We start from the raw sequence: 24180 nt of genomic DNA on the forward strand, positions 1-24180 counted from the left end.
AGGAATTGATTGTCAGTGTCTCAGGAATATGTATTCGGCTGGCATGCCGTAGATGCCGTGCTGAAAAGAGAGCCGGAGCGGTTGCAAAGGGTCTGGATTCAGACCGGTCGTCAGGACAAGCGGGTGAAGTCGGTTACCGATGCCCTTGACGGTCTGGGGGTGCCCTGGAAAGTGGTGCACCGGAAAGAGTTGGATGAGCAGGTGTCCGGCGTCCACCAGGGTGTTGTTGCTGCCGTTGCGGAAAGCCGGGAGTGGACCGAGGATGATCTTCTTGCCCAGTTGGCCGCCAGCGACAAGCCGCCATTCCTTCTGGTGCTGGATGGCGTGACGGATCCCCATAATCTGGGTGCGTGCATGCGCACCGCCGATGCGGCGGGAGTGCAGGCCGTGATTGTGCCCAAGGATAAATCTGCCTCGTTGACGCCGGTTGCCCGAAAGGTCGCCTGTGGGGCGGCAGAAACGGTACCGTTTGTCCGGGTGACCAATCTCGCCCGTTTCCTTCGGGAGTTGAAGGACCAGGGCGTGTGGTTGATTGGTACGGCAGGTGAGGCGGATGCCACCTTGTATCAGGCTGATTTCAAGGGGCCGGTTGCTCTGGTCATGGGTGCCGAAGGTAAAGGCATGCGCCGTCTGACCCGTGAACATTGTGACCAGTTGATCAACATTCCGATGCTCGGCCACGTCGACAGTCTGAATGTGTCGGTGGCGACCGGTGTCTGTCTGTATGAGGCGTTGCGCCAGCGCCTCGGTTAAACCTTGCACAAACAGGCCTGCGGGCCTAGAATACGTCACCCCTTTTTCAAGGGGTGGCTTTTTATTGTCTGTTGTATGGCAATGGTTAGCTTCGCTTTTGATCAAGCCTTTCTTGTAAAGCCTTATTGATAAAGCAAAAAAGAAACCGGCAGCACTTGCTGTCACCTCCTTGCTTTCACGCTCCGGCCACAACCACTGGTATGGCCACCGGGAGAAGGAAGCTGTTTAAACCGTAGGGAGAACTCATGCGTCACTACGAAATCGTTTTCATGGTACATCCGGATCAGAGCGAGCAGGTGCCCGCGATGATCGAGCGTTATACCAGCGTCATCACTGAAGATGGCGGCAAGGTACATCGCCTGGAAGATTGGGGCCGTCGTCACCTGGCTTACCCGATCAACAAGATCCACAAGGCTCACTACGTGCTGATGAACATCGAGTGTTCACAGGCAGCGATGGACGAGCTGACTCACAACTTCCGGTTCAACGACGCCATCATCCGTGACCTGATTCTGCGTCGCGACGAGGCCGTTACCGACCTGTCTCCGATGAAAGCCGCTGAGTCCCGTGAGGACCGTCGTTCCGGCGGAGACGATCGTCCACGTCGTTCAGCTGACTCTGAAGAGCGTCAGAGCGCATCCCAGGACGAAGAAGAGTAATTAACCGGAGTTAGGAGTTACGTTATGGCTCGTTTTTTCAGACGTCGTAAGTTCTGCCGCTTCACGGCAGAAGGTGTTAAAGAGATCGATTACAAGGATCTGGACACCCTGAAAGGCTACATCACTGAAACCGGCAAAATCGTGCCCAGCCGCATCACCGGCACCAAAGCACGTTATCAGCGTCAGCTGGCTACCGCTATCAAGCGTGCCCGCTACCTGGCACTGCTGCCGTATACGGACGGTCACGACCACTAAGTTTTAACGGACAGGACCCGGGACCATGCGTGCACTGGCACAGTATGTAATGCGCGGTCCCCTGCAGGCTGGCGGGGTTGCAGCGGTTACCACCGCAGTACCCTTACTGTTCTGGATTGGCGCAGCGGTAACTGGCCTGGTCGTTCTTCGACTGGGCATTCGCCAGGGGCTCAATATTGGCCTCTGGGCTTTGATTCCGGCGATCGGGTGGGCCGTTTACGGCCAGGATCCCACGGCGCTGGCGGTGCTGCTGCAGGTGATGCTGATGGCATCCATTATCCGGACGACGCTGTCCTGGGAAAGAGCGCTGTTGTCCGGTGCCTTTCTGGCGATACTGACCGGGCTGATGTTGCCTGTGATGTATCCGGCGCTGCTGAACGATCTGGTTCAGGCTGGTGTCGAGGTTTACGAGCAGTACAACACTGAAATGGCCCGTGCGCTGGGTGGTGAACTGGAACAGGTTATCCGGGACACCATGAACGCCAGCATGGCCGGTACCTACTTTGCCACCGCCATCGGTATGACGATGCTGGCAAGGTCGTGGCAGGCGGGGTTGTATAACCCCGGTGGATTCCGCAAGGAATTCCATGGCCTCAGGTTATCGCCGGCGGTAGCCGTAGTGTGCGCCATCACCATGGTGGTCGGCCCGATTCTTGGGCTGAATGCCATCCTGCTGGCCTGGGCTGCGGGCACCCCGCTGGTTCTGGCCGGGTTGGCTCTGGTGCACGGTGTGTTTGCTCGAAAGCAGTGGAGCGGAAACTGGTTGGCAATGTTTTACGTTGCTCTGGTTCTGCTGGGTCCCAATCTGTTGATGCTGTTAGTGGTTCTGGCTTTTGTGGATAGCTGGCTGGATATCCGGGGGCGTATACCCGCCGGTCCGGCTGAATAAAGCACGAAGAGGTTAACGAGATGGAAGTTATTCTGCTCGAGAAAGTCGCAAACCTTGGCTCCCTGGGTGACAAGGTAAAGGTTAAGGCCGGTTACGGTCGTAATTTCCTGCTGCCGTACGGCAAGGCCGTTCCTGCTACGGAAGCAAACGTAAAGGCGTTTGAAGAGCGTCGCGCTGAGCTGGAAAAAGCTGCTGCTGAGAAGCTGGCTGCTGCCCAGGCCCGTGCCGAAGCTCTGGAAGGCGCTTCCTTCACCATCACCTCCAAGGCTGGTGAAGAAGGTAAGCTGTTCGGTTCTATCGGTGTTCGTGACATTGCCGACGCAGTGTCTACCGGTGGTACTGAAGTCGAGAAGAGCGAAGTTCGTCTGCCGGAAGGCCCGATCCGGGTGACTGGCGAGTACGACATCGAGCTGCAGCTGCACACAGACGTTGAAGTGACCATCAAGCTGGCGGTTGTTGCCGAGTAATCGGTAGCCCAGTGACAGGTCGATTCAACCAGCACTGAAGCCACAGGTTTCCGTGCTGAAAAACGGGCCCGAGCCGGAGACGGTTTCGGGCCCGTTGCTTTCTGGTATTCTTGTAACCTCGTTTGTTCATTTCCCTGATGTCGGTGTCTATGGCCAATCCCACTCTGAAACCTGCTTCTATTGATCCGGAAACCAGTCGCATCAAGGTCCCGCCGCATTCGGTCGAGGCTGAACAGGCGGTGCTCGGCGGCCTGATGCTGGACAACCGTCGGTTTGACGAGATTGCCGAGATTATTTCAGCGGCTGATTTTTACCGGCAGGACCATCGCTTGATTTTCGGCGCCGTGGAGCGCCTGGCCAGCGAGAGCGAGCCGCTGGATGTGGTTACCCTGGCCGAGTTTCTGGAACGGGCCGGCGATATCGAGGATGCCGGTGGCCTGTCTTATCTGGCGGAACTGGCCGAGAAAACACCCGGCGCCGCCAACATTCGGGCCTATGCTGACATTGTTCGCGAACGCTCCATTCTGCGGCAGTTGGTAGAGGTGTCCGGCAAGATCTCCGATTCCGCCTTCAACCCGCAGGGGCGGAAAAGTAACGATATCCTGGACGAAGCCGAGCGCAGTGTGTTCCAGATTGCCGAGGCGCGTACCAAAGAGGGCTCTGGCCCCAAGGCCATTAACCCCATTCTGGCCACCACACTCAGCCGCATTGAAGAGCTGTTTGAGTCTGGCGAGCAGACGACCGGTTTGACCACCGGATTCCGGGATCTGGACGACCAGACCTCCGGTATGCAGCCGGCTGACCTGATCATTGTGGCGGGGCGCCCCTCCATGGGTAAGACCACCTTTGCCATGAACATCGTTGAGAACGCGCTGATCAGCACCGGCACCCCGATACTGGTGTTCAGTATGGAGATGCCCGCAGATGCACTGGCCATGCGTATGTTGTCGTCACTCGGTCGCATTGATCAGACCAAAGTGCGGGGCGGCAAGCTGGAGGAGGATGACTGGCCCCGGCTTACTTCCGCCGTCAGTCTGTTGAAGGACAAGCCGCTTTACATCGATGACACTCCGGGCCTGAGTCCGACCGAAATGCGCTCCAGGGCCCGTCGGGTGGCCCGGGAGAACGGCGGCAAGATTGGCCTGATCATGGTCGACTATCTGCAGTTGATGCGGGTGCCGGGTAACACCGAAGGCCGTACTGCCGAGATTTCCGAAATCTCACGCTCACTCAAGGGTATTGCCAAAGAGCTGGGCTGCCCGGTTGTGGCGCTGTCCCAGTTGAACCGGAGTCTGGAGCAGCGACCCAACAAACGCCCGGTCAACTCGGACCTGCGGGAATCCGGTGCGATCGAGCAGGATGCCGATGTGATCATGTTCGTATACCGGGATGAGGTCTACAACGAGGATACGCCGGATAAGGGCATTGCCGAGATCATTATTGGTAAGCAGCGGAATGGCCCGATCGGTACCATCCGTCTCGCGTTCATCGGTAAATACACCAAATTCGAAGACCTGGCGCACGGCGATTACAGCGATTACGGTGGGGATTATTAATGCCACGCCCCACCGTTGCCCGCATTGATCTTGACGCCCTGAAACACAATTTCCGCCGGGCCCGGGAACTGGCCGGAACCGCCTATGCCATGGCGGTGGTCAAAGCCGATGGCTATGGCCATGGCATTCGCTCGGTTGCTGATGCTCTGGCCCCGGAGACCAGCCGGTTTGCGGTGGCCTGTATCGAGGAAGCCATAGCCATTCGCGGTGCCGGCCATCGGCACAGCGTGGTGCTGCTGCAGGGCACCCATCAAAAGGATGATCTGGCCGAATGTGAGCGGTCGGGTTTTGAACCGGTGCTCCACTGTCAGCAACAGTTATCGTGGCTCGGTGCGGGGCGTTCTCCCAGATTCTGGATCAAGGTCAATACTGGCATGAACCGTCTGGGCTTCCGGCCCGAAGAGCTGCCGGAGGTGATGGCCGGGCTTGAGGAAGCGGGCCTGAAGCATCTTGCGATTGGTTTTGTCACTCATTTTGCCTGTGCCGATGATTCGGACAGCGAAATGACCGGGCTCCAGACCCGGATTTTTGAGCGGGCAGTAGCCCCCTGGCCGGATTTGATGCGTAGCGTTGGCAATTCTGCGGCTCACTTTCGCCCGAATCAGCCGCTGTACGAGTGGAGCCGCCCGGGGATCATGCTCTACGGGGCGTCACCCATGGAGGGCAAAACCGGTGCGGAGCTGGGGCTTTGCCCTGCGATGACCTTGCAGGCGCCTCTGATTACCACACGCGTGGTCCGTGCCGGGGAGTCGGTAGGGTATGGCGCTTCCTGGACGGCCAGTCAGGATACCCGGATGGGCATGGTGGCCATTGGTTATGCCGATGGCTACCCGCGTCACGCGGGTACCGGAACGCCAGCCGCTGTGCGCGGCCAGCGAATCCGTTTGTTGGGGCGGGTCTCCATGGACATGTTGGCGGTAGACCTGAGTGCTGTCCCTGAAGCCCGCGAGGGCGACCTGGTGGAGCTCTGGGGCAAAACCGTGAGTGTCGACGAGGTGGCCGGTTACGCCGGTACCATTGGCTATGAGTTGCTCACCGGCGTTACGTCGCGGGTGCCTCGGGTTCATGAATGATTTCTTCGATGAAATCGAGAATCGCCGCCAGGCTGCGGTCGTCCAGTTTCTTGAGGACTTTGTGAATCACCATTTTGCTGCCCTTGAGCATGCTACTGATGCCCATTTTGGCCATTCCCATCATCATGCTGCCGGCATTCAGGCGGCGTAGTGGCTCAAGGAAAAAGAAATCCAGCCCGGATTCGGTCAGTTCAACGATGAGCTCATACAGGCGGTCGATGGCCTGCTTGTCGGCTTTGCCGCGGCCTTTGAGCTCACTGACGGTATAAAGAGCCCGGGTTCTTAGTTCATCGGGGATAGGGGCCACTATATGGCTCTGTTGTTTCAGCATTGGGATTCCCGTTGTTGTATGCTTGTCGATCCGGGAGCGTTCACCGGCTCCCCGTAAGGCTGACGTTTCAGGCTGCATGATACTGCAGTAAAGTAGTGTTCCGAGCCATTGGCCCGAGTGTTTCCTGACATCCGTCACATCAGTGATATTCCGGAGGCGTTGTTTCCACGTGCATGTACTTGTTGTTCACGACTATGGCCCGCTTGGCAAGGTGCTGTTGGAGCGCCTGCGGGAAACGCATCTGCGGATCAGTCCTTTGCTGGTCAGTGATCCTGCCAATGTCGACCTGCATGCCCTGGATAACTGGATTCCTGAAGACACCGCGCTGATTATCAATGCGTTGTGGCTCGCGGATCCGGAAAAGGCGGAGAAAAACCGGGAGGCGACTCACGAAGCGGCGTTTTCATTGCCGTTGGCGCTGGCCGAGCATGCCCGTGAGCGTAACATGGCTTTACTGCAGCTTTCTTCATGTTATGTGTTTGATGGCCGTAAACAGGGTGCCTACATCGCGTCGAATCCAGGGCAGCCTGTTAACGAGCTGGGTCGCTGGCAATGGGAATGTGAGCAGGCCCTGAGAACGCAGCTCCCGCGGCATATTATTCTGCGTACCGGCTGGAGCCTGGCCCGGTTTATCGGCAAGGTTCAGCGAAGTACGGCGCAAGGTGGCCTGTCTTTGCCCGGCCGCTGTCAGGGGCAGCCGGTGGCGGTGAAGGATCTGGCGAGGGTGATCGTGGCAGTGGCGCTCCAGATCGATTGTGGTGCTGAAGTCTGGGGTACCTACCAGTATGCCGGGGCAGAAGAGATCAATCTGTATGAACTTGGGTTGGCGATAGCCGGCATGCCCGGCATTCCTGAGGGAATCAAGGTGGTGGACGAGGTGCCCGACTGGGGCCACATCGAACCGGTAAACACCACTATGGTCTGTACCAAGATCCGCAATACCTTCGGCATAAAACAGATGCCGTGGCGCACCTGGTTGTCTGAAGAGGTGGCGATGTTGAAGGAATCGAACAGCGCTGAGCGGGTTCCGGCAAATTCCTGAATCCGCTCAGGGCGTGTGGCTGGTTAGTGCTTACTGGCCCTGACGGGCGAAATCCCGCGTTACCATCTGCAGCGCTTCCACATCCAGCAGTTCCACTTCCCGCCCGCGAGCGCGGATGATGCCCTGATTCTGGAAGCGGGTGAAAACCCGGCTCACGGTTTCAACTGCCAGGCCCAGGAAGTTGGCAATGTCGTTCCTGGCCATGGGCAGGCTGAAATTGGTAGCCGACATACGACGACGGCGGAAGCGGCTGGAAAGCGAGAGCAAAAGCGCCGCAATGCGCTCTTCTGCGGTATTCTTGCTGAGCAGCATCGCCAGCTGATGGCTGTTCTGGATTTCCTGGCTCATCAGGTGATACATGTGGTGCTGCAGTTCCGGCAGCTTGCCCGTGAGTTCCTCAAGCCTGTCGACCGGGAATTCACACACGCTGGTACGTTCCAGCGCTTTGGCAGTGCAGGCATAGTTCTCGCTGCTCATGCTGTCCAGCCCCACCAGTTCACCAGGCATGAAGAAACCGGTTACCTGTTCTTCACCGCCTTCGGTAATAATGGATGTTTTGATGGAGCCGCTCTTGACCGCAAAGCAGGAGCGAACCGGGGTACTCTGATCGAAAATATGCTCGCCGCGGTTATAGATTTTCCCCTGCTGGACAATGTCCTCAAGGCGATCAAGATCGTTCTCTTCAATGGCCAGAGGTAGACACAGGTTGCTCAGGCTGCACTGGTGACAGGAGGCCTTGAGAGGGGATACTTGGTGAAGTCGAATTGCCTGGGCCATAGTTGACGAACCATCCGGGTTGATCCATTCAAAACCGCACCGAAGCGTGTGCGGTGCGTCCTCAGCCCCAACAGGTAAGGCTTTTGCCTGCGTTCGGGGCGGACACCCTGGGCGATCCGGATACCTGGGCATGCGGCGGATTCCCATGGGTGCCAATGCTGAAACATCTGGTTTCAGTCACCTTGATTTAAATCAAGTATAGCAAAAAAGGCTAGTCTTATGCCCAAACTTTAGTCTTTTCGGGTTTGGCTTTTACGCCGACTCCGGCTAGCGTTTCTTCTTCTTGCGCTGCTCGTCTTTTCTTGCTCTCTCTTCCGCCTCGGCCTGTTCCCGGGCTTGTGCTTCGACCAGTTCCTGTTCCACCATATCCGGCGTTTCCAGCGAGATCCGGCCCAGCGTCCCGGCCCGGAGTTCGTTCAGCAGCACTTCGGAAACCTTGTGCAGATCCGGTACCCCGCCGCGGCCCAGGAAACGGCGTTTTACGGCGATGGCATCCATCAGTGCCAGCCCATCTACGGGTGTTTCGTCCAGCCCGTAGCGGTTGACGACGAGCTCCGGGTAGTGGGCAATCAGATAATCCGCCTCGAATAGCGCAACATCCTCGAAATCCAGTACAGCACTGCGGATTGCGCCGGTTATTGCCAGGCGATAGCCGCATTGCACCGGCGAAAGCTTGGGCCAGAGGAAGCCAGGGGTATCGTAGAGCAGAACGTTATCCGGCAGTTTGATGGCCTGTTGTGCCCGGGTAACTGCTGGCTCGTTACCAGTCTTGGCGGCGGGCCGGCCAGCCAGGGTATTGATCAGTGTGGATTTGCCGACGTTCGGGATGCCCAGGATCATCACCCTCAAGGCGCTTTTCTGTCGATCATGCCCGGGCGTCATCTCTTCCGCCAGCTTGAGGATGCCCAGGGCTTCCTGGCGTTGATTGTGTGTGAGCGTGACCGCACGCACGCCCCGTTCCTGCTCCAGCCAGGCCAGCCATTGCTCGGTGATGACCGGGTCGGCCAGGTCTCGCTTGTTAAGCACCTTGATCAGCGGGGTATCGCCACGCAGCGAAGGCACCAGCGGATTCTCACTACTGAAGGGAATCCGGGCGTCCACCACCTCGATGATGAGGTCCATCTGGGGCATGACTTTCTTGATCTCCTTTCGGGCCTTGTGCATATGCCCGGGAAACCAGTTAATGGCCATGGTGTATACTCCGCTGATTGATTGAGGGCGCCATTATGCAGGGGAATGACTAAATTTTCACATTCATCAAATCCCGCCAGTGCCGCGCCCTCAGAGCGAATCAAACTGAGAACCTGTACAAATTGAAGGGATATCGGGGTGAAATGAAGCAGGAGAATGCTTTAGGGTGTCACTTCAAACGATCAAAGCCAATCCGTGGTGGCTCCCGACAGGCCGCCTCAATGATGGAGAACAGTATGAAGCTCGCAAAATTCATCGGTTCCGCACTTGTCGCCCTGACTATCTCAGCGCCGGCGATCGCACAGCAGTCGCCGGGTGGTCAGCCGGATCAGGTTGCCCAGCTCGCGCAGATGGTGGGGCTGTCTGAAGAACAGCAAACCGAGATTCGCGGCATCATCGACGACATGCAGGGCGAGATCGGCGAACTGCGCCAGGATGCCCGCTCGCTGCAGGAAGACCTGCAAGAGCAGATCAAGCCGGATTACGACGAGTCTGCCATTCGTGACAATGCCGCCAAACTCGGTGATGTGACCGGTGAAATTGCAGCGCTTTCTGCCCTGATGCAGGCGAAGGTGGATGCGGTGTTCACCCAGGAGCAGCGTGATGAGCTGGATCGCCGCATGAAACAGATGCAGCAGCAGATGCAACAACAGCGTCAGATGATGCAGCCTCAGGGCCAGCAGTAATTCGCTGAGTCGGTGTATTTGAGAGAAACCCCGCCGGAGCCTGGCCCCGGCGGGGTTTTTTGTTATCGGGCGTTAAACGGTCGAACCAGAATGATCAGCCTGGGCAGCAAGGTGAGCGCACCCAGCAAGGCCATGAACATGGCAAAACCGGTGAACAGGCCAAAATAAATGGTGGGAATGAAGTTCGACAGCACCAGTATGGAGAAACCGGCAATGATGGTCAGCGAGGTGTAGAACATGGCCTGGCCGATACTGCGGTGACAGCGATGCATGGTGGCCAGGTAGTCGCCGTCTTTGGCGAACTCGGTTTTGAAGCGATGGATGTAGTGGATGGTGTCATCTACCGCAATCCCGACGGTGATGGCCGCCACGGTAATGGTCATCATATCCAGTGGAATGCCCAGCCAGCCCATCAGCCCCAGTACTGAGCCTGCGGCAATCAGGTTGGGTGCCATACCCACCAGCGCCAGCTTCACGGAACGGAACAGGATCAGAAACATGACCAGTATAGCGCCAAACACCACGCCGATGGTTTTGATCTGGGAATCGAACAGGCTCTGAAGCATGTTGTTGTACATCACTGTCATGCCTGAGAGCAGTATGCGATCCCGGTCGTAACCGAGTTCGGTGCTCAGGTGGTGGCGAATGTCATCCAGCAGCTCCTGTCGACGCAGGTCTGGCATGGTTTCGAGTATGCGGATACTGAATCGCGCCTTGTCCTGCTCCTCAGAAATATAGGGGGTCAGCAGAATATCCTGTAGATCGTCCGGTACGGCGGCGGGCACAAAGGCCAGCTCCAGGGCGTCCAGGGGCTCACCGCCGTTAACCTGGGCCAGCAGGTCGAGTGTGGTCTGTATGGACAGGACTTTGCCGGTCTCCGGCAGGCTATGCAGGTAATCATGCACCTCACCGAGTTGGCGCATTTTCTGATAGGTGTACCAGGTATCCCGGTATTCCTCGTCACCGCAGTCTTCCACAAACGGGTCGCAGTCACTGGCGAAGGGGTCTGTGTTGGCATTTGCCGGGGCGGGCTGGTCGGTGATGACCACATCCAGCGGCGTGGTGCCCCCCAGGCGGTCGTCTATGGTAACCATGCCCTGATGGATTTCGGTGGAGGACTTGAAGTAGTCGATAAAGCTGTTCTCCACCGTCAGCCGGTTCAGGCCAATCACGCAGAGCACGGCAATGACCCCGGAACTGACCAGAACCGTCCCGCTGAAGCGCTCGGTGAAGCGGGCGAAGGCATCGGTGAAGGGCACCTTGTCTGAGCTCACGCGCTGGTCGATAGGGGGTGGCAGCAGGCTCAACAGGGCCGGGAAGATCAAGAAGGTAATGAGAAAAGCCACGGTCAGCCCCAGGGTCATCATCCAGCCAAAATCGATGACTGGCCGGATGCCGCTGAAGGTGAGAGAGCCGAAGGCAACAATGGTGGTGATCGCCATATAGAAGCACGGTCGGATCATGGTCATCAGGGTGTTGCGCAGGATGTTGTTTGGCGCAGCCTCGGGCTCGTCATGCTGGAATTCCCGGTAGCGCACAATCAGGTGGATGGTGAGCGACAGGGTCATGATCAGTAGCAGCGAGATAAAGTTGGACGAAATCACTGTCACCGGCCATTGGGCCCAGCCCAGAAATCCGACCATCAGCCAGACGGTAAAACCGCAACACAACAGTGGTACCACGACCCAACGCCATTGCCGGAAAATAATCGCCAGGGTGAGCAGCAGGAAAGCCAATACCCCGAAGCCGAAAGTGGAGAGATCGTTTTCAATAAACCGGATCATGTCGGCGACAATCATGGGCACGCCGCCCAGGTGGATGCTGGCGTGGTCGCGGTATTGCTCCAGTATGGCGCGAACCTGATTGATGGTGGCATCACGCTCTTCACCCAGTTGCTCGGTGTAGCGGATAAATTCGTCGCTTGTCTGCTCAAGTTGCGTCCGCTCGGCCTCGCTGGCCTCGCCCCGATTCACCTTTTCCCGGAGTTCGTTACGCTGGTTGAGTAAGTCAAAATAGCGGTCCGGGGTTGGCAGGTTGACCTGGATGGCCGTGGTCTTGCCGTCCTCGCTGATAAGCAGGTTGGGGTACATGGGGTTGTCCAGCAACGCCTGTCGGCCGGTCGCCGGAGCCACATCGTGTTCATCCAGTGTTTTGATCTCGCTGTCGACGGTGTCCAGGGTAAGGTCCGGACTGTGCAGCAGCGGTACATTCAGAATGCTGTTGGTGGAACCGACGGCCTCAAGAGCCTGCAAGTCGTCGCGAAGAGCCCTTAACCGCGACAGGCCTTCGGTGGTGAACAGGGGCTCGTTGGGGGTGTAGGTGACCACCAGGAAATCGTCAGAGGTGGTGAAGGTCTGGTTTACCTGTCGGTACTGCTCCAGCGAACGATCGTTTTCCAGCACCAGGGATTCTGCCGAGGCATCCAGCCGGAACTGATCAAAACGCAGCGCGGTCAGTGCCAGTAGCAGGGCAAACAGGGCCAGAACAATCCAGGGGTGGGGCAGGATAAAACGGTCGTAGAAGGCGCCAAGGCGATTCATGAGTTACAACTCTGCAGTCAAAAACGAGTGCAGAGTGTGCCACAAACCTCAGCGAACTGTGACCTTTGCCGAGGCTTCTTCCAGTGAACGGATCAGTTGCTCCAGACGTTGCGTCATATCCGCGCTTTCCGAGAGCTGGACAACCATGTTCCGGGTAGTCTCCCGGATGTCCTGAACATTGGTCAGAACCTGATCGGTATCGGCGGTCTGTTCGGCAGACATATCCGCGATTTCCTGATTGGTCCGGTCGATACGACCGACCACCTCGTTAATGGCTTCCAGGGCCTGGCGCCCCTTCTCGGATTCTTCCACGCATCGCTCGGCGTCGTCTGAGCTCCCCGTCATCTGTTCGACAGCGGTATTCATGGAGGCCAACAGGCGATCCAGGGTGGTCTGGATCTGGTCGGTGGAGTCCTGAACCCGGCGCGCCAGGTTACGGACTTCTTCGGCAACCACCGCAAAGCCCCGGCCCTGTTCGCCCGCGCGGGCGGCTTCTATGGCGGCATTGAGGGCCAGCAGGTTGGTTTGCTCGGCAATGCCCTTGATTTCGGTAATGGTCTGGCCAATCTCATGGCTGTTTTCGGCCAGTGACTGTACGCTGCCAGCAGACTGGCGAACCACACTCGCCAGCCTGCGAATGCTGTCGGCGCTCTGGCTGACCCGTTGGCTGCCATTTACCGCAGTTTCCCGGGCTTCTGTTGACAGTGTTTTGGCAATGCCTGCCTGTTCGGCAATGCCGACAAAGCTTTGCAGCATGGCCTCAACGGATTCGGCTGAGCGGTTGGCGCCTTCCTGTTGCCGCGTGAGGCTGTCCCTGCGTGCGGCGGCCCGCTGGGTGAGAGATTCGACCTCCTGGTGCAGGTGCTCGGTGGCCGTTTTCATACTGCGAACGACATCAGATGTACGATCCTGCATCGCATTGAAGGCAGCGGCCATTTCGCCAATTTCATCCCGGGAGTCGACGTCGGCCCGACGGCTCAGGTCGCCGCTGGTCTGCACCGCAACCATGGTGTTCTTGAGCCGGTTAACATGGCGTTCGATAAAGGAAATCAGCAGCTGGGAACCGGCCATCTCCAGCGCCATGAGCACCGCCACGATCAGTGCAAAGCCCGGCGCGGTGTCTGCAAAAACCTGGCTGAAGCTGGATTCGGTCTGGCCTGCAATCACCTGCATGGCATAGAGCACCAGCAGACACAGCACCGCAAACACGAGAATATTCAGCAACCAGAATTTGTACTTCAGCCGGATATTTCGCAACAGGGTCAGCATTGGCAGCTCTCAGTCAACGGCCTTGACCGGAATCTGCATCGCCTTGTCGGGCACGGGAACCTCCGGCACGCTCAGGCCAAGATTGTTCTTGTCGAATACCCGGTCGGCCCGGTAGCTGGAGCGAACCATGGGGCCGGACGGCACTTCCATGAAACCTTTTTCCAGACCAATGTCGCGGTAACGGTTGAATTCTTCCGGGGTGACGTAACGCTCCACCGGCAGGTGGTTCGGCGTGGGGCGCAGGTACTGGCCCAGGGTGAGAATATCCACACCAATGGCGCGCAGATCGTCCATGGTTTCAAGGATTTCCTCTTCGGTTTCACCCAGACCCAGCATCAGGCTGGTCTTGGTGAGCACATCTGGCCGATGTTTCTTGGCGTGGGCCAGTACGCTCAGGGTTTTTTCGTAACCGGCACGGGGGTCTCGCACACGACTGGTCAGGCGCTTGACGGTTTCCACGTTCTGGGCGAAAACGTCCAGTCCGGAATCCACCACTTTTTCCACGTCGCTCATTACTGCATCAAAGTCCGGGGTCAGGGCTTCTACCGCCACCTCCGGGGTACGCTGTTTGATGGCCGAGACACAGGCCGCGTAATGTGCGGCGCCGCCGTCGGGTAAGTCGTCACGGTCTACCGACGTCAGCACGATGTAGCGCAGGCCCATCAGTTCCACAGACTTGGCGGTGTTTTCCGGCTCTTCCGGGTCAAGCCAGCCTTTAGGGTTGCCGGTGTCGACCGCGCAGAATTTGCAGGCCCGTGTGCATACGGAGCCCATCACCATGATGGTGGCGGTGCCGTTGGTCCAGCATTCGCCAATGTTAGGGCAATGTGATTCCTGGCAGACGGTGCTCAGGCGGTGCTCGGTTACGTTCCGGCGCACGGCATCGTAGCGCTCGCCGCCCGGCATGCGCGCCCTCAGCCATTTCGGCTTGCGCTCCAGAGATTTGCCTTCCGTGTTTGATGATGAACGCTTGACGCCGTCCTTGATGGCGGAGAAGCCGTGTTCGTTACGGAATTTGGAACCACTGGTAATGCGGGGCTTTGCGCTTTCGCTCATTGGCCAGGAACTCTCGGATAAGGGTGTGGTGAACCTTTAAGAGTAATCGGCAGGCAGGGCAGTTACAAGGCAGGTAGGGGCAATCACGGGGTTACCGGGCACGACTTTGGTCGTACCCGGTTGAGGGATATCAAGCCTGGGATTTTTCCAGGGCCTGAGTGATATCGGCGATGATATCGTCGGCATCTTCAATGCCGATCGACAGCCGTACAAGGTCTTCGCTGACCCCCGCACTTTTCAGCTCGTCAGCATTGAGCTGGCGGTGGGTAGTGGTGGCCGGATGGCAAGCCAGGGACTTGGCGTCGCCAATGTTCACCAGTCGCAGGATCAGATCCAGGGCATCGATGAATTTAGCGCCGGCTTCGCGGCCGCCTTTAATGCCGAAACTGAGAATGCCGGAGGCCTTACCGTCACAGATCTTGTCGCAGGTCGCCTTATAGGGGCTGTTCGCCAGGCCGGCGTAGTTGACCCATTCCACGGCGGGATGATCCTGTAGGAACTGGGCAACCTTCTGGGCGTTGTCGCAGTGGCGTTCCATGCGCAGGGCCAGCGTTTCCAGCCCCTGCATAATCAGGAAAGAATTGAACGGCGACAGGGCGGAGCCGGTGTTGCGAAGCGGTACCACCCGACAGCGGCCGATAAAAGCGGCTTCGCCCAGGGCTTCGGTGTAAACCACGCCATGGTAGGAGGGGTCGGGCTGGTTCATCATCGGGAACTTGTCGGCGCTGGCCTTCCAGTCGAACTTGCCGGAGTCCACCACAATACCCGCTACCGTGGTGCCGTGGCCGCCGATGTACTTGGTTAGCGAGTGAATCACGATATCTGCGCCATGCTCGAACGGGCGGCACAGAAACGGCGTGGCGACAGTATTATCGACAATCAGCGGAATGCCGTGCCTGTGGGCAATCTCGGCCCACTTCTGGATATCCACCACATTACCGGCCGGGTTGCCGATAGATTCACAGAACAGGGCTCGGGTCTGGTCGTCGATGGCGTTCTCTACCGCCGCGAAATCATCGTGGGGCACCATCTTGCATTCGATGCCCTGGTTCGGCAGCGAGTGAGCAAACAGGTTGTAGGTGCCGCCGTACAGCTGGCTGGTGCTGACAATGTTGTTGCCCACCTTGCAGATGGTTTGCAGGGCATAGGTAATGGCCGCCATGCCGGACGCTACTGCCAGTGCGCCAATACCACCTTCCAGCGCTGCCATACGCTCTTCCAGAACCGCGTTGGTGGGGTTCATGATGCGGGTATAGATGTTGCCCTGTACCTTCAGGTCAAACAGGTCGGCACCATGCTGGGTGTCGTCGAAGGTGTAAGACGTGGTCTGGTAAATAGGCGTGGTGGCGGCCTTGGTGGTCGGGTCGCTCTTGAAGCCGGCGTGCAACGCGAGAGTAGCTGGTTTCATCACAACATTCCTTGCTGGTGGATTGTTCGTTATTGGTTTAAGGAGCCGAGTATGCCACAGGCATTCGGGCTTCGGCACAGTTCCAGCGGTTATACCGATATAAGGTGGAACGCGGAGTCAGTCCAGGACACCGTATACCAAAGCTCTGAGCTGCTGTCGGATGGGGTAGGACGAAGACGGCATCAGCTGGGTCATGAAAATCACCACCAGATCTTCCACCGGGTCGATAAAGAAGCTGGTGCTAGCCAGGCCGCCCCAGCCGAATTCTCCCGGCGAACCAATCGTGGCGGATTTGGCGATATCGGTTTTGACCGAGAACCCTAATCCGAAGCCGCTGCCGGCATAAGGTGTTTCAGTAAAGCCGCCAATAGACAGGGCAGGGAGATCCTGGCCGCCCGGTAGGTGGTTCAGGCGCATAAACTCCAGGGTTTTGCGGCCGATGATGCGCTGGCTCTGATATTCGCCACCCTGGCACAGGGCCTGGGCGAAGCGGAAATAATCATCTATGGTGGACACCAGCCCGCCGCCACCCGACAGGAATTTGGGTTCCTTCAGATAGCGTGACCGCTCCGGATCATCCTGAAGTTTCATGGTATTACCGGATTGGTACAGGTAGCAGGCGGCAAAGCGTTCCTGCTGGTCTGGTCGCACATGAAATCCGGTATCGGTCATGCCCAGGGGGGCAAAGATGTGCTCCTGAAAGTAGCTGTCCAGAGATTGGCCGGAGAGCAGCTCAACCAGGTAGCCCAGGACATCGGTGGACACAGAATAGTTCCACGCAGTGCCGGGAGAGAACTCCAGAGGTAACTCGGCCAGCCGGTCGACCAGCTTGTCCAGAGTCAGAATGGTACTGCCATCCAGTTTCAGCTTGCGGTAGGCGGCATCTACCTCGGTTCGCTCGGTGAAGCCATAGGTCAGCCCGGAGGTGTGGGTCATCAGATCCCGGATTGTCATGACCGAGGCCGCGGGTTCGGTCTCGAAATCCGGATAACGGCCTCCCTTGTAGACGCGTAGATTGCGCCAGCCTGGAATGTATTTGTGGACCGGGTCGTTGAGCAGGAACTTGCCCTGCTCGTACAGCTGCATCATGGCAATGCTGGTGACGGGTTTGGTCATGGAGTACACGCGGAACAGGGTGTCCCGGTTCATCGGTAAGTTTCTCTCAACATCCCGCAGGCCCTGGGCGTGACACCACAGAATCTCGCCATGCCGGGCTACCAGGGTAACCATTCCAGGAAGCTTCCCCGGCTGAAGGTAATGAGTGTCAAAGAAAGAAGCGATTGGTTCGAATTTTCCGGTATTCCGTTTTGGCATAGTCACTGTGCACAGGTATTGAAGAGGTTGGTTCCATCAGCGTGTTGCCAGCAGACTGGGCATTTCTGTACTACCCTGAAACCACCGTTCGAGTTGCACGGGCAGGGAGCAGCTGACATGGGCAGGATACCGCACTGGCTTGCGCCGGTTTTAATCTACTTTCTCACTATACCTTCATTATCGGGTGCCGTAACTGACGAAACCGTCTATCCCGTCGGTGTTTTTGAGGGGATTCCGCGGGAAATTGGCGTTGAGAACGGCTCGCTGGTTGGCCGCTTTGCCGACATTTACCGCTGCGTCTTTGATCGGGTGGAAGGGAACTTCCAGTTTATTGAGATGCCGCTGGCGAGAATTCTTTTTCAGTTGGAGAAGGGAGAATTGGCGATTGGGTTGCCTCTTGTGCAGACGGCAGACCGCGACCAATATGCCGATTTTGGTGGCAGGCTGTTCCAGACCGAATACGTGTATCTGTTTTTGGAGCAATATCCGCCTTTGCGCCAGGTGTCCGGCCTGCGTTATGCCTTTGTGCGTCGGTTCATAGGCAACCAGTTTCTTCAGGGAGACAACGCCAGTGCGGTCATGGTGGCTGAATGGAAGCAGGCCGTTGATATGGTGAAGCTTGGCCGCGCTGATGTCGTGGTTTTACCGGCGGTTCTTATCGACCATTTGATGGCGGGGTATGAAAAGCCATTCTACGTACGAACCGCGGCGTGGGTAGATCTTTCGTTGTATGTGTCACACCGCTTCGGTGCGGGGCGATTGGCACCGGAATTCCGTAGAGCTATTCGTGATTGCGAATCCTATGATGACCGCGAGTAATGGCTGACCCGGATTCTATCCTTTTTTGTGGAGCAATCGTTCAAAAAGAAGTACTGTATTCGGTAGCGGCATAAACTGCTTACCGGTGGCCTATCCCTTGATATCAGATTCTCTGTACCGTTTTCTCTTCTATGTCCTGCTGTTGATTCCTGGTGCAGTGAAGTCAGACGCGTTTCCATTGGCTCCCCTCATCGTCATGGCGCCCGACATACCCGGGATGTCGGAGCCAGGTGAAATTGGCCGAGATGTAGAATTGGTGAATGCTGTGCTGGAGGCCTGCGGCTGGGAAGCCGAATTTGTCTACCAGCCCTTCGGTCGCCACATCCGTACTTTTCGCGACCTGAGTGCCGCCGATGCCGTTATGACCGTCCCGCTATCTTTGGACATACCGGGGGTCTCCACGTCTGCCTATATCTGGTACCACAACGGCGCTTTCTATAACGCGTCGGTGGTTGGTCCCATAACGACAATTGATGATCTGGCAGGGTTAAGGGCGGTTACGTTTCAGAATGGAATCGACATACTCAGACTATCTGATCGCGTGGAGGAGTTTGAGCTGTTGCTGGAGGTGACTGACCAGACGATCCACGCCCGGATGCAGTTAATGGGCCGTGTTGATGTCATTCTTGCCGACGGTCTTGTGGTGGCTACTCTGGACAGGCGGATCCGTTCAGACCGTCGTTTTGGGGAGAGTTGGCCAAAAGAGCTGGACGATTTTGTATTCTATCCGGTTTTCAATCCTACTCCTTACAAAATGGTTTTCCGAAGTGAGGAGCTTGCCACTCAGTTTGACGAATGCTTTGATCGCCTCAGTGCGAAAGGCCGGATCGTTGAAATCAACAGCAAACACATTGATCAGTATCAGGAGCTGCTGCTGCACCGGTATTTGGGGTTCTAGCCAGCTCGCATCGCGGTATCGTTGAGAATCTTCTAGTGTGGAGCCTGGTACTTCTGAATTGGAAGCAAGCGTGTCGTCCAAAGGGATTTATTTCTTTCTCGTTACTCTTAAACGGGGACGCTCACCAGGTTCTTTTGCCCGCTGCCAATGACAGTCCCCGAATAACCGCCTCTGATGACGGCTATCTGATTCTGAACTACGACGACTTCTTATCTGAGAACTTGCTGCTGATTCGAAAAGACAACTCCTAGGATTTAACAGACGAGGAATTCAGTCGCCTGTCTGAGCTGGTCTTTATGTTCGGAGCGCAAGCATCCTCAATTGCTTCTTCATCCGGCATTCACTGACTGTGATTGACAGTGTGTTTCGGGGGCAGTTGAGCCGGCAAGTTGTTGTTGTCGGCAACCGAGGGACAAAAAGGGGACAACCATAAAAAAAGGGCTACAGCGTGAGCTGTAACCCTTTGAATTCTGGTAGCAAGGGGCGGAGTCGAACCGCCGACCCCAGCATTATGAGTGCTGTGCTCTAACCAACTGAGCTACCTTGCCATTTCGCTTCGGGACACGCCCCAAACGAGGCGCGTATTTTCGGTATTTGGGCTCATTCTGTCAAGGCTTTACGGCCAAAAAATACCGAAAATTACACGTTGAACCGGAAGTGAATAACATCGCCGTCTTTGACGATGTAATCCTTGCCCTCCAGGCGCCATTTGCCGGCATCTTTGGCGCCGGCTTCGCCGTTGTACTGTACGAAATCGTCGTAGCTCACCACCTCAGCCCGGATGAAGCCGCGTTCGAAGTCGGTGTGGATAACGCCAGCCGCCTGAGGGGCTGTGGCGCCGATTCTGACGGTCCAGGCACGCACTTCCTTCACGCCGGCGGTAAAGTACGTCTGCAGGCCAAGCAGGCCGTAACCTGCGCGGATCACACGGTCCAGCCCAGGTTCTTCCATGCCCATTTCATCCAGGAACATGGATTTCTCTTCGTCTTCCAGTTCAGAGATCTCGGCTTCCAGCTTGTTGCAGATGGGTACCACGACTGCGTTTTCAGAAGCGGCAATCTCACGCACCTTGTCCAGGTGGGGATTGTTCTCGAAGCCGTCTTCGTTCACGTTGGCGATGTACATGGTGGGTTTGACGGTAAGCAGGCAAAGCTCGCGAATGAGTGTCATCTGGTCTTTGTCCAGGCCCATGCTGCGCACTGGCTTGCCTTCGTTCAGTACCGGCAACAGTTTTTCAAACATTTCCAGTTGGGCCTTGGCTTCTTTGTCGCCACTCTTGGCGACGCGCTGGACGCGTTTGATGGCTTTCTCTACGGTGTCGAGATCGGCCAGGGCCAGCTCGGTGTTGATCACTTCGATGTCGGAAGCGGGATCTACCTTGTTGGCCACGTGGATGACGTTGCCGTCTTCAAAGCAGCGCACCACGTGAGCAATGGCATCGGTCTGGCGGATGTTGGCCAGGAACTGGTTGCCCAGGCCTTCGCCCTTGGAGGCGCCGGCGACCAGACCGGCGATGTCGACGAACTCCATGGTGGTGGGCACCACCCGTTCCGGCTTGACGATCTCCGCCAGTTTGGTGAGGCGCGGGTCTGGCATGGCCACCACGCCGGCGTTCGGCTCGATGGTGCAGAACGGGAAGTTTTCCGCGCCGATGCCGGCTTTGGTCAGTGCGTTGAACAGGGTGGATTTGCCGACGTTGGGAAGGCCGACGATGCCGCAGTTAAATCCCATGGAATGCCTCTGCTGGAACTGAAAAATTTGGGCGGATTATACCGGTGTATCGGTAAGGGTGCGAGTAAGGGGATGTGCCTTGCTCAGGGCGTTGGTTTGAAGCTGTGCAAACGGTTCATGGCGGCAGCCAGTTTGCCGCTGGCGGCATCCGGTAATACCCGCATGACTTCGTCAAACACGGCGGTCAATTGTTCGGTTTCCTGTTTGCCCAGTCGGCCCAGTACAAAACCGGTGACTTTGCGGCTGTCGCCGGGGTGGCCTATGCCAAGGCGCAGGCGCTGGAAATCGTTGGTGCCCAGATGGGCGATGGTGTCGCGCAGCCCGTTGTGGCCGCCGTGGCCGCCGCCTTTCTTGAGTTTGGCCGTGCCGGGAGGCAGGTCAAGCTCGTCGTGGGCAACCAGAATCTGTTCAGGGGAGATCTTGAAGAAGTCCGCCAGGGCCTTGATGGCAATGCCGCTGCGGTTCATAAAGGTGCTGGGGTTCAGTAAGTGCAGGTCCAGGCCCTGCCACTGAATGCGGGCGTATAGCCCGTGATACTTCTTTTCGGGACGGAGCGTCTGACCCGCTTCGCGGGCCAGCGCTTCGACGAACAGGGCGCCGGCGTTGTGGCGGGTATTCTCGTAGTCGGAACCGGGATTTCCCAGTCCAACCACCATGACAATATCCTGTGCCATTCGCCGTTGCCCCCGGAGTTATTACTCCTCGCCGCCTTCTTCGCCTTCCTCGCCTTCAGCGTCGTCCGCCTTGGCGCCTTTCGGCTTGTGAATAGAGGCAACTGGCAGGTCGTGGTCTTCGCCCTGCTGCAGAGCGGCAACTTTAACGCCTTTCGGCAGTTTCAGGTCGCTCAGGTGAACTACCTGATCCATCTCGACTTCGTTCAGGTCGACTTCGATGAACTCGGGCAGGTTCTGCGGCAGACAGATCACTTCAACTTCGGTCATGGTGTGGGAAACAATGCCACCCTGGAGTTTCACGGCCGGAGCTGTGTCTTCGTTGATGAAGTGCAGCGGTACGTTAACGTGAATCTCGTGGTCCTTGTCAACGCGCAGGAAGTCGGCGTGAGTCAGGATGGGCTTGTACGGATGACGCTGCAGATCCTTCAGGATCACGCTCTCTTTTTTGCCCTGAATGTCGACGGTCAGGATGTGAGAGAAGAAGGCTTCATTTTCGATGGCCTTTTTCAGTTCATTGTGCCAGATGGCGACCGGAGTTGCGTCTTTGCCGCCACCGTAGATGATGGCCGGAATCTTACGCTCTTCGCGACGCAGGCGGCGGCTCGCACCTTTCCCCTGATCGTCACGAGGAAATGCTTCAATAACAAAATCCTGAGACATGGTAATTACCTCGTTGGTCATCTGAGCGGCCCGCGACCAGGCTCTGAACAGATGAGCATTTCAAAAAGACCGGAGTTTTCCGATCGACTAAAAGAGTCGGGAGCCCTGTTGGACTCCCGACCCGGAAACTGCCTTTAAGTCTGAGGGTTACAGCGATAAGGCTGTTCAGACGTTCTCGAACATGGCACTGATGGACTCTTCGTTGCTCACGCGGCGAATGGATTCGGCGAGCAGCCCAGCCATGCTGAGGGGGCGGATTCTATCACAATTTTTGGCTTTGTCACCCAGCGGGATGGTGTCGCACACCACCAGTTCGTCCAGCTCCGAGTTGTTGATGTTCTCGATGGCCGGGCCGGAAAGTACCGGGTGAGTAATGTAGGCAACCACGCGGGAGGCGCCGTGCTCTTTGAGCGCGTTGGCGGCTTTGCACAGTGTGCCGGCGGTGTCGACGATGTCATCCACCAGGATGCAGGTCTTGTCGCGGACGTCACCGATGATGTGCATTACCTGGGAAACGTTGGCCTTGGGGCGACGCTTGTCGATGATGGCCAGGTCGGCATCATCCAGACGCTTGGCAACAGCGCGGGCGCGGACAACGCCGCCTACGTCCGGAGATACGACGACAAAGTTCTCGAACCGCTGTTTTTCAATGTCTTCAAGCAGTACCGGGGTGGCGTAGATGTTGTCCACCGGGATATCGAAGAAGCCCTGAATCTGGTCGGCGTGCAGGTCTACAGTCAGCACACGATCCACGCCAATGCTGGAGATCATGTCGGCGACCACTTTGGCGCTGATGGCTACCCGGGTAGAGCGAACGCGACGATCCTGACGGGCGTAGCCGTAGTAAGGAATAACGGCGGTGATTCGTGTGGCGGATGCACGACGCAGGGCGTCAGCCATCACGATCAGTTCCATCAGGTTGTCGTTGGTGGGGTAGCAGGTGGGCTGGATAATGAAAACGTCGTGACCACGAACATTCTCATTGATTTCAACGGTGGTCTCGCCATCGCTGAAGCGGCCTACAGTGGCCTGGCCCATGGGAATATGGAGTTTTCTGGCAATGTCACGCGCAAGTTCGGGGTTGGCATTGCCAGCGAAAATCATCAATTTGGACACGACAGCATCCTTCTCAGTATCGGCGTTTGATTCAGAAGAAGCGGGAGAAAGGTGGCTGGGGTGGCAGGATTCGAACCTGCGCATGACGGGATCAAAACCCGTTGCCTTACCACTTGGCGACACCCCAATATCATCGTGCTTTTTTGGCATCATTTCAGCTCTGTCAGCTTTTTGTGCAGAGGTGAATGGTTCACCCCTTTAGCTACGAACCCCGTGATGCCGGAGGGTTTGCTTTCCCAGATAATCCGGGCTGCGGATTCTGTCGGGAAACGTCCAAAAATGCAAGCCCCGGTTCCGGTTAATCTTGCAGGTCCGAATTGTGAAAGCCACTCCAGGCTCTGGTTAACCTCAGGATACAGTTTTCGAACTACATCCTCACAGTCGTTTCGGTACCTCGAGGCGTCTCCCTCAAAAGCGGGGCGTATTTTGATTTTTGGTGTGTCCCTTGTCAACCCTTCGGCTGAAAAAATCTTTCCGGTGCTGATGTTGCACTCGGGTTTGAGCACCACAAACCAGTCTTCCGGCGGGTTTGTGGGGGTCAGCTTTTCGCCGACACCCTCGCCAAAGGCTGCATGGCCACGCACAAATACCGGCACATCGGCGCCCAGGCGCAGGCCGATTTCTGCAAGCTGGTCTTCGCCCAGATTCAGTTCCCAGAGGCGGTTCATTGCAAGCAGGGTGGTTGCGGCGTTGGAGCTGCCGCCACCCAGGCCGCCGCCCATGGGCAAGCGCTTGTGGATGTGAATGGTAACGCCGGGGAGCGTGTTCTCGGTGGTTGCGGCCAGGGCTTTGGCTGCCCTGATCACCAGGTTGTCACTGTCCGGAACACCTGGTACGGGTTCTGCCAGTCGTATGCCGGGCTGCTCCGGAGTCAGTGTGAACGTGAGTTCGTCGCCATAGTCCAGAAACTGGAACAGGGTCTGGAGCTCGTGGTATCCGTCCGGGCGCCGGCCAACGATATGCAGGAACAGGTTGAGTTTGGCGGGCGAGGGCAGGGTAATCCGGGTTAACAATAC

The 24180-nt window shown here is 57.2% G+C and carries 24 protein-coding genes and 2 tRNA genes; 11 read left to right on the forward strand and 15 right to left on the reverse strand.

From position 1 onward, the window contains the following. Window positions 1-15: 15 nt before the first annotated feature. The 7 genes from rlmB (at window position 16) to alr (ending at window position 5652) form a co-directional block, all read left to right on the forward strand. Entirely contained in the window at window positions 16-753 is a 738-nt protein-coding gene (rlmB, locus tag MARHY_RS04085; RefSeq protein WP_014420681.1) for a 23S rRNA (guanosine(2251)-2'-O)-methyltransferase RlmB, read from the forward strand. A 245-nt stretch (window positions 754-998) separates the two neighbouring features. After that, window positions 999-1412, forward strand: coding sequence for a 30S ribosomal protein S6 (rpsF, locus tag MARHY_RS04090; RefSeq protein ID WP_011785849.1), 414 nt, complete (start codon window positions 999-1001; stop codon window positions 1410-1412). Between the two features lie 24 nt (window positions 1413-1436). Next, window positions 1437-1667 (forward strand): 30S ribosomal protein S18, encoded by a 231-nt coding sequence (gene rpsR / locus MARHY_RS04095; RefSeq protein WP_011785848.1) that lies wholly within the window; start codon window positions 1437-1439, stop codon window positions 1665-1667. Between the two features lie 25 nt (window positions 1668-1692). After that, window positions 1693-2556, forward strand: a complete 864-nt coding sequence (locus tag MARHY_RS04100) for a hypothetical protein (RefSeq protein ID WP_014420682.1) — start codon at window positions 1693-1695, stop codon at window positions 2554-2556. A gap of 20 nt (window positions 2557-2576) precedes the next feature. Beyond that, window positions 2577-3023, forward strand: coding sequence for a 50S ribosomal protein L9 (rplI, locus tag MARHY_RS04105; protein WP_011785846.1), 447 nt, complete (start codon window positions 2577-2579; stop codon window positions 3021-3023). Between the two features lie 149 nt (window positions 3024-3172). Then, window positions 3173-4579 (forward strand): replicative DNA helicase, encoded by a 1407-nt coding sequence (gene dnaB / locus MARHY_RS04110; protein ID WP_014420683.1) that lies wholly within the window; start codon window positions 3173-3175, stop codon window positions 4577-4579. Next, window positions 4579-5652, forward strand: a complete 1074-nt coding sequence (gene alr / locus MARHY_RS04115) for an alanine racemase (protein WP_014420684.1) — start codon at window positions 4579-4581, stop codon at window positions 5650-5652. The genes dnaB and alr overlap by 1 nt, the downstream gene beginning before the upstream one ends. Here alr and MARHY_RS04120 read toward each other — a convergent pair. Beyond that, window positions 5621-5983 (reverse strand): hypothetical protein, encoded by a 363-nt coding sequence (locus tag MARHY_RS04120; RefSeq protein ID WP_014420685.1) that lies wholly within the window; start codon window positions 5981-5983, stop codon window positions 5621-5623. The two genes, alr and MARHY_RS04120, sit on opposite strands and share 32 nt — an antisense overlap. Before the next feature lie 169 nt (window positions 5984-6152). Here MARHY_RS04120 and MARHY_RS04125 point away from each other — a divergent pair, with 169 nt between their 5' ends. Then, entirely contained in the window at window positions 6153-7025 is an 873-nt protein-coding gene (locus MARHY_RS04125; RefSeq protein ID WP_014420686.1) for an SDR family oxidoreductase, read from the forward strand. Window positions 7026-7055: 30 nt separating this feature from the next. Here the strand turns inward: MARHY_RS04125 and fnr are convergent, their stop codons facing one another. Together fnr and ylqF are read right to left on the reverse strand one after the other, a co-directional pair. Beyond that, window positions 7056-7802, reverse strand: a complete 747-nt coding sequence (gene fnr, locus MARHY_RS04130; RefSeq protein ID WP_011785841.1) for a fumarate/nitrate reduction transcriptional regulator Fnr — start codon at window positions 7800-7802, stop codon at window positions 7056-7058. Window positions 7803-8069: 267 nt separating this feature from the next. Then, a complete protein-coding gene (ylqF, locus tag MARHY_RS04135; protein WP_014420687.1) occupies window positions 8070-8993 on the reverse strand; it encodes a ribosome biogenesis GTPase YlqF in 924 nt (307 codons plus the stop codon). Between the two features lie 236 nt (window positions 8994-9229). Here ylqF and MARHY_RS04140 point away from each other — a divergent pair, with 236 nt between their 5' ends. Continuing rightward, complete coding sequence (locus MARHY_RS04140) at window positions 9230-9679, forward strand: Spy/CpxP family protein refolding chaperone (protein ID WP_014420689.1); 450 nt, start codon at window positions 9230-9232, stop codon at window positions 9677-9679. Between the two features lie 62 nt (window positions 9680-9741). On the opposite strand, the gene MARHY_RS04145 is transcribed toward MARHY_RS04140, so the two are convergent. The 5 genes from MARHY_RS04145 to MARHY_RS04165 form a co-directional block, all read right to left on the reverse strand. Next, window positions 9742-12219, reverse strand: coding sequence for an efflux RND transporter permease subunit (locus tag MARHY_RS04145; protein WP_014420690.1), 2478 nt, complete (start codon window positions 12217-12219; stop codon window positions 9742-9744). Window positions 12220-12267: 48 nt separating this feature from the next. Beyond that, window positions 12268-13488, reverse strand: coding sequence for a methyl-accepting chemotaxis protein (locus MARHY_RS04150; protein ID WP_014420691.1), 1221 nt, complete (start codon window positions 13486-13488; stop codon window positions 12268-12270). Between the two features lie 9 nt (window positions 13489-13497). Beyond that, the gene (lipA, locus tag MARHY_RS04155) at window positions 13498-14544 is read right to left on the reverse strand and encodes a lipoyl synthase (protein WP_011785836.1); all 1047 of its coding nucleotides are present in this window, start codon (window positions 14542-14544) and stop codon (window positions 13498-13500) included. 130 nt (window positions 14545-14674) lie between these two features. Then, entirely contained in the window at window positions 14675-15952 is a 1278-nt protein-coding gene (locus MARHY_RS04160; RefSeq protein WP_014420692.1) for an O-acetylhomoserine aminocarboxypropyltransferase/cysteine synthase family protein, read from the reverse strand. A gap of 117 nt (window positions 15953-16069) precedes the next feature. Continuing rightward, complete coding sequence (locus tag MARHY_RS04165) at window positions 16070-17266, reverse strand: serine hydrolase domain-containing protein (RefSeq protein WP_041654581.1); 1197 nt, start codon at window positions 17264-17266, stop codon at window positions 16070-16072. 117 nt (window positions 17267-17383) lie between these two features. Here MARHY_RS04165 and MARHY_RS04170 point away from each other — a divergent pair, with 117 nt between their 5' ends. Together MARHY_RS04170 and MARHY_RS04175 are read left to right on the forward strand one after the other, a co-directional pair. Further along, the gene (locus tag MARHY_RS04170; RefSeq protein ID WP_014420694.1) at window positions 17384-18085 is read left to right on the forward strand and encodes a transporter substrate-binding domain-containing protein; all 702 of its coding nucleotides are present in this window, start codon (window positions 17384-17386) and stop codon (window positions 18083-18085) included. Window positions 18086-18110: 25 nt separating this feature from the next. Continuing rightward, window positions 18111-18983, forward strand: a complete 873-nt coding sequence (locus MARHY_RS04175) for a transporter substrate-binding domain-containing protein (RefSeq protein ID WP_226374398.1) — start codon at window positions 18111-18113, stop codon at window positions 18981-18983. 471 nt (window positions 18984-19454) lie between these two features. Here the strand turns inward: MARHY_RS04175 and MARHY_RS04180 are convergent. The 7 genes from MARHY_RS04180 to ispE form a co-directional block, all read right to left on the reverse strand. Next, window positions 19455-19531: transfer RNA gene (locus tag MARHY_RS04180), tRNA-Met, on the reverse strand. Window positions 19532-19622: 91 nt separating this feature from the next. After that, a complete protein-coding gene (gene ychF / locus MARHY_RS04185; protein WP_014420697.1) occupies window positions 19623-20714 on the reverse strand; it encodes a redox-regulated ATPase YchF in 1092 nt (363 codons plus the stop codon). Between the two features lie 83 nt (window positions 20715-20797). Next, on the reverse strand, window positions 20798-21388 hold the full coding sequence (gene pth / locus MARHY_RS04190; RefSeq protein WP_014420698.1) for an aminoacyl-tRNA hydrolase: 591 nt from the start codon (window positions 21386-21388) through the stop codon (window positions 20798-20800). Between the two features lie 21 nt (window positions 21389-21409). Continuing rightward, window positions 21410-22048 (reverse strand): 50S ribosomal protein L25/general stress protein Ctc, encoded by a 639-nt coding sequence (locus tag MARHY_RS04195; protein WP_011785829.1) that lies wholly within the window; start codon window positions 22046-22048, stop codon window positions 21410-21412. Window positions 22049-22213: 165 nt separating this feature from the next. After that, the gene (locus tag MARHY_RS04200; protein WP_011785828.1) at window positions 22214-23164 is read right to left on the reverse strand and encodes a ribose-phosphate diphosphokinase; all 951 of its coding nucleotides are present in this window, start codon (window positions 23162-23164) and stop codon (window positions 22214-22216) included. Between the two features lie 52 nt (window positions 23165-23216). Further along, window positions 23217-23291, reverse strand: a tRNA-Gln gene (locus MARHY_RS04205). Window positions 23292-23313: 22 nt separating this feature from the next. Next, complete coding sequence (ispE, locus tag MARHY_RS04210) at window positions 23314-24177, reverse strand: 4-(cytidine 5'-diphospho)-2-C-methyl-D-erythritol kinase (protein WP_014420700.1); 864 nt, start codon at window positions 24175-24177, stop codon at window positions 23314-23316. Between the last annotated feature and the right edge of the window lie 3 nt (window positions 24178-24180).

This window comes from Marinobacter nauticus ATCC 49840, from assembly GCF_000284615.1.
In the GTDB taxonomy this organism is placed as follows: domain Bacteria; phylum Pseudomonadota; class Gammaproteobacteria; order Pseudomonadales; family Oleiphilaceae; genus Marinobacter; species Marinobacter nauticus.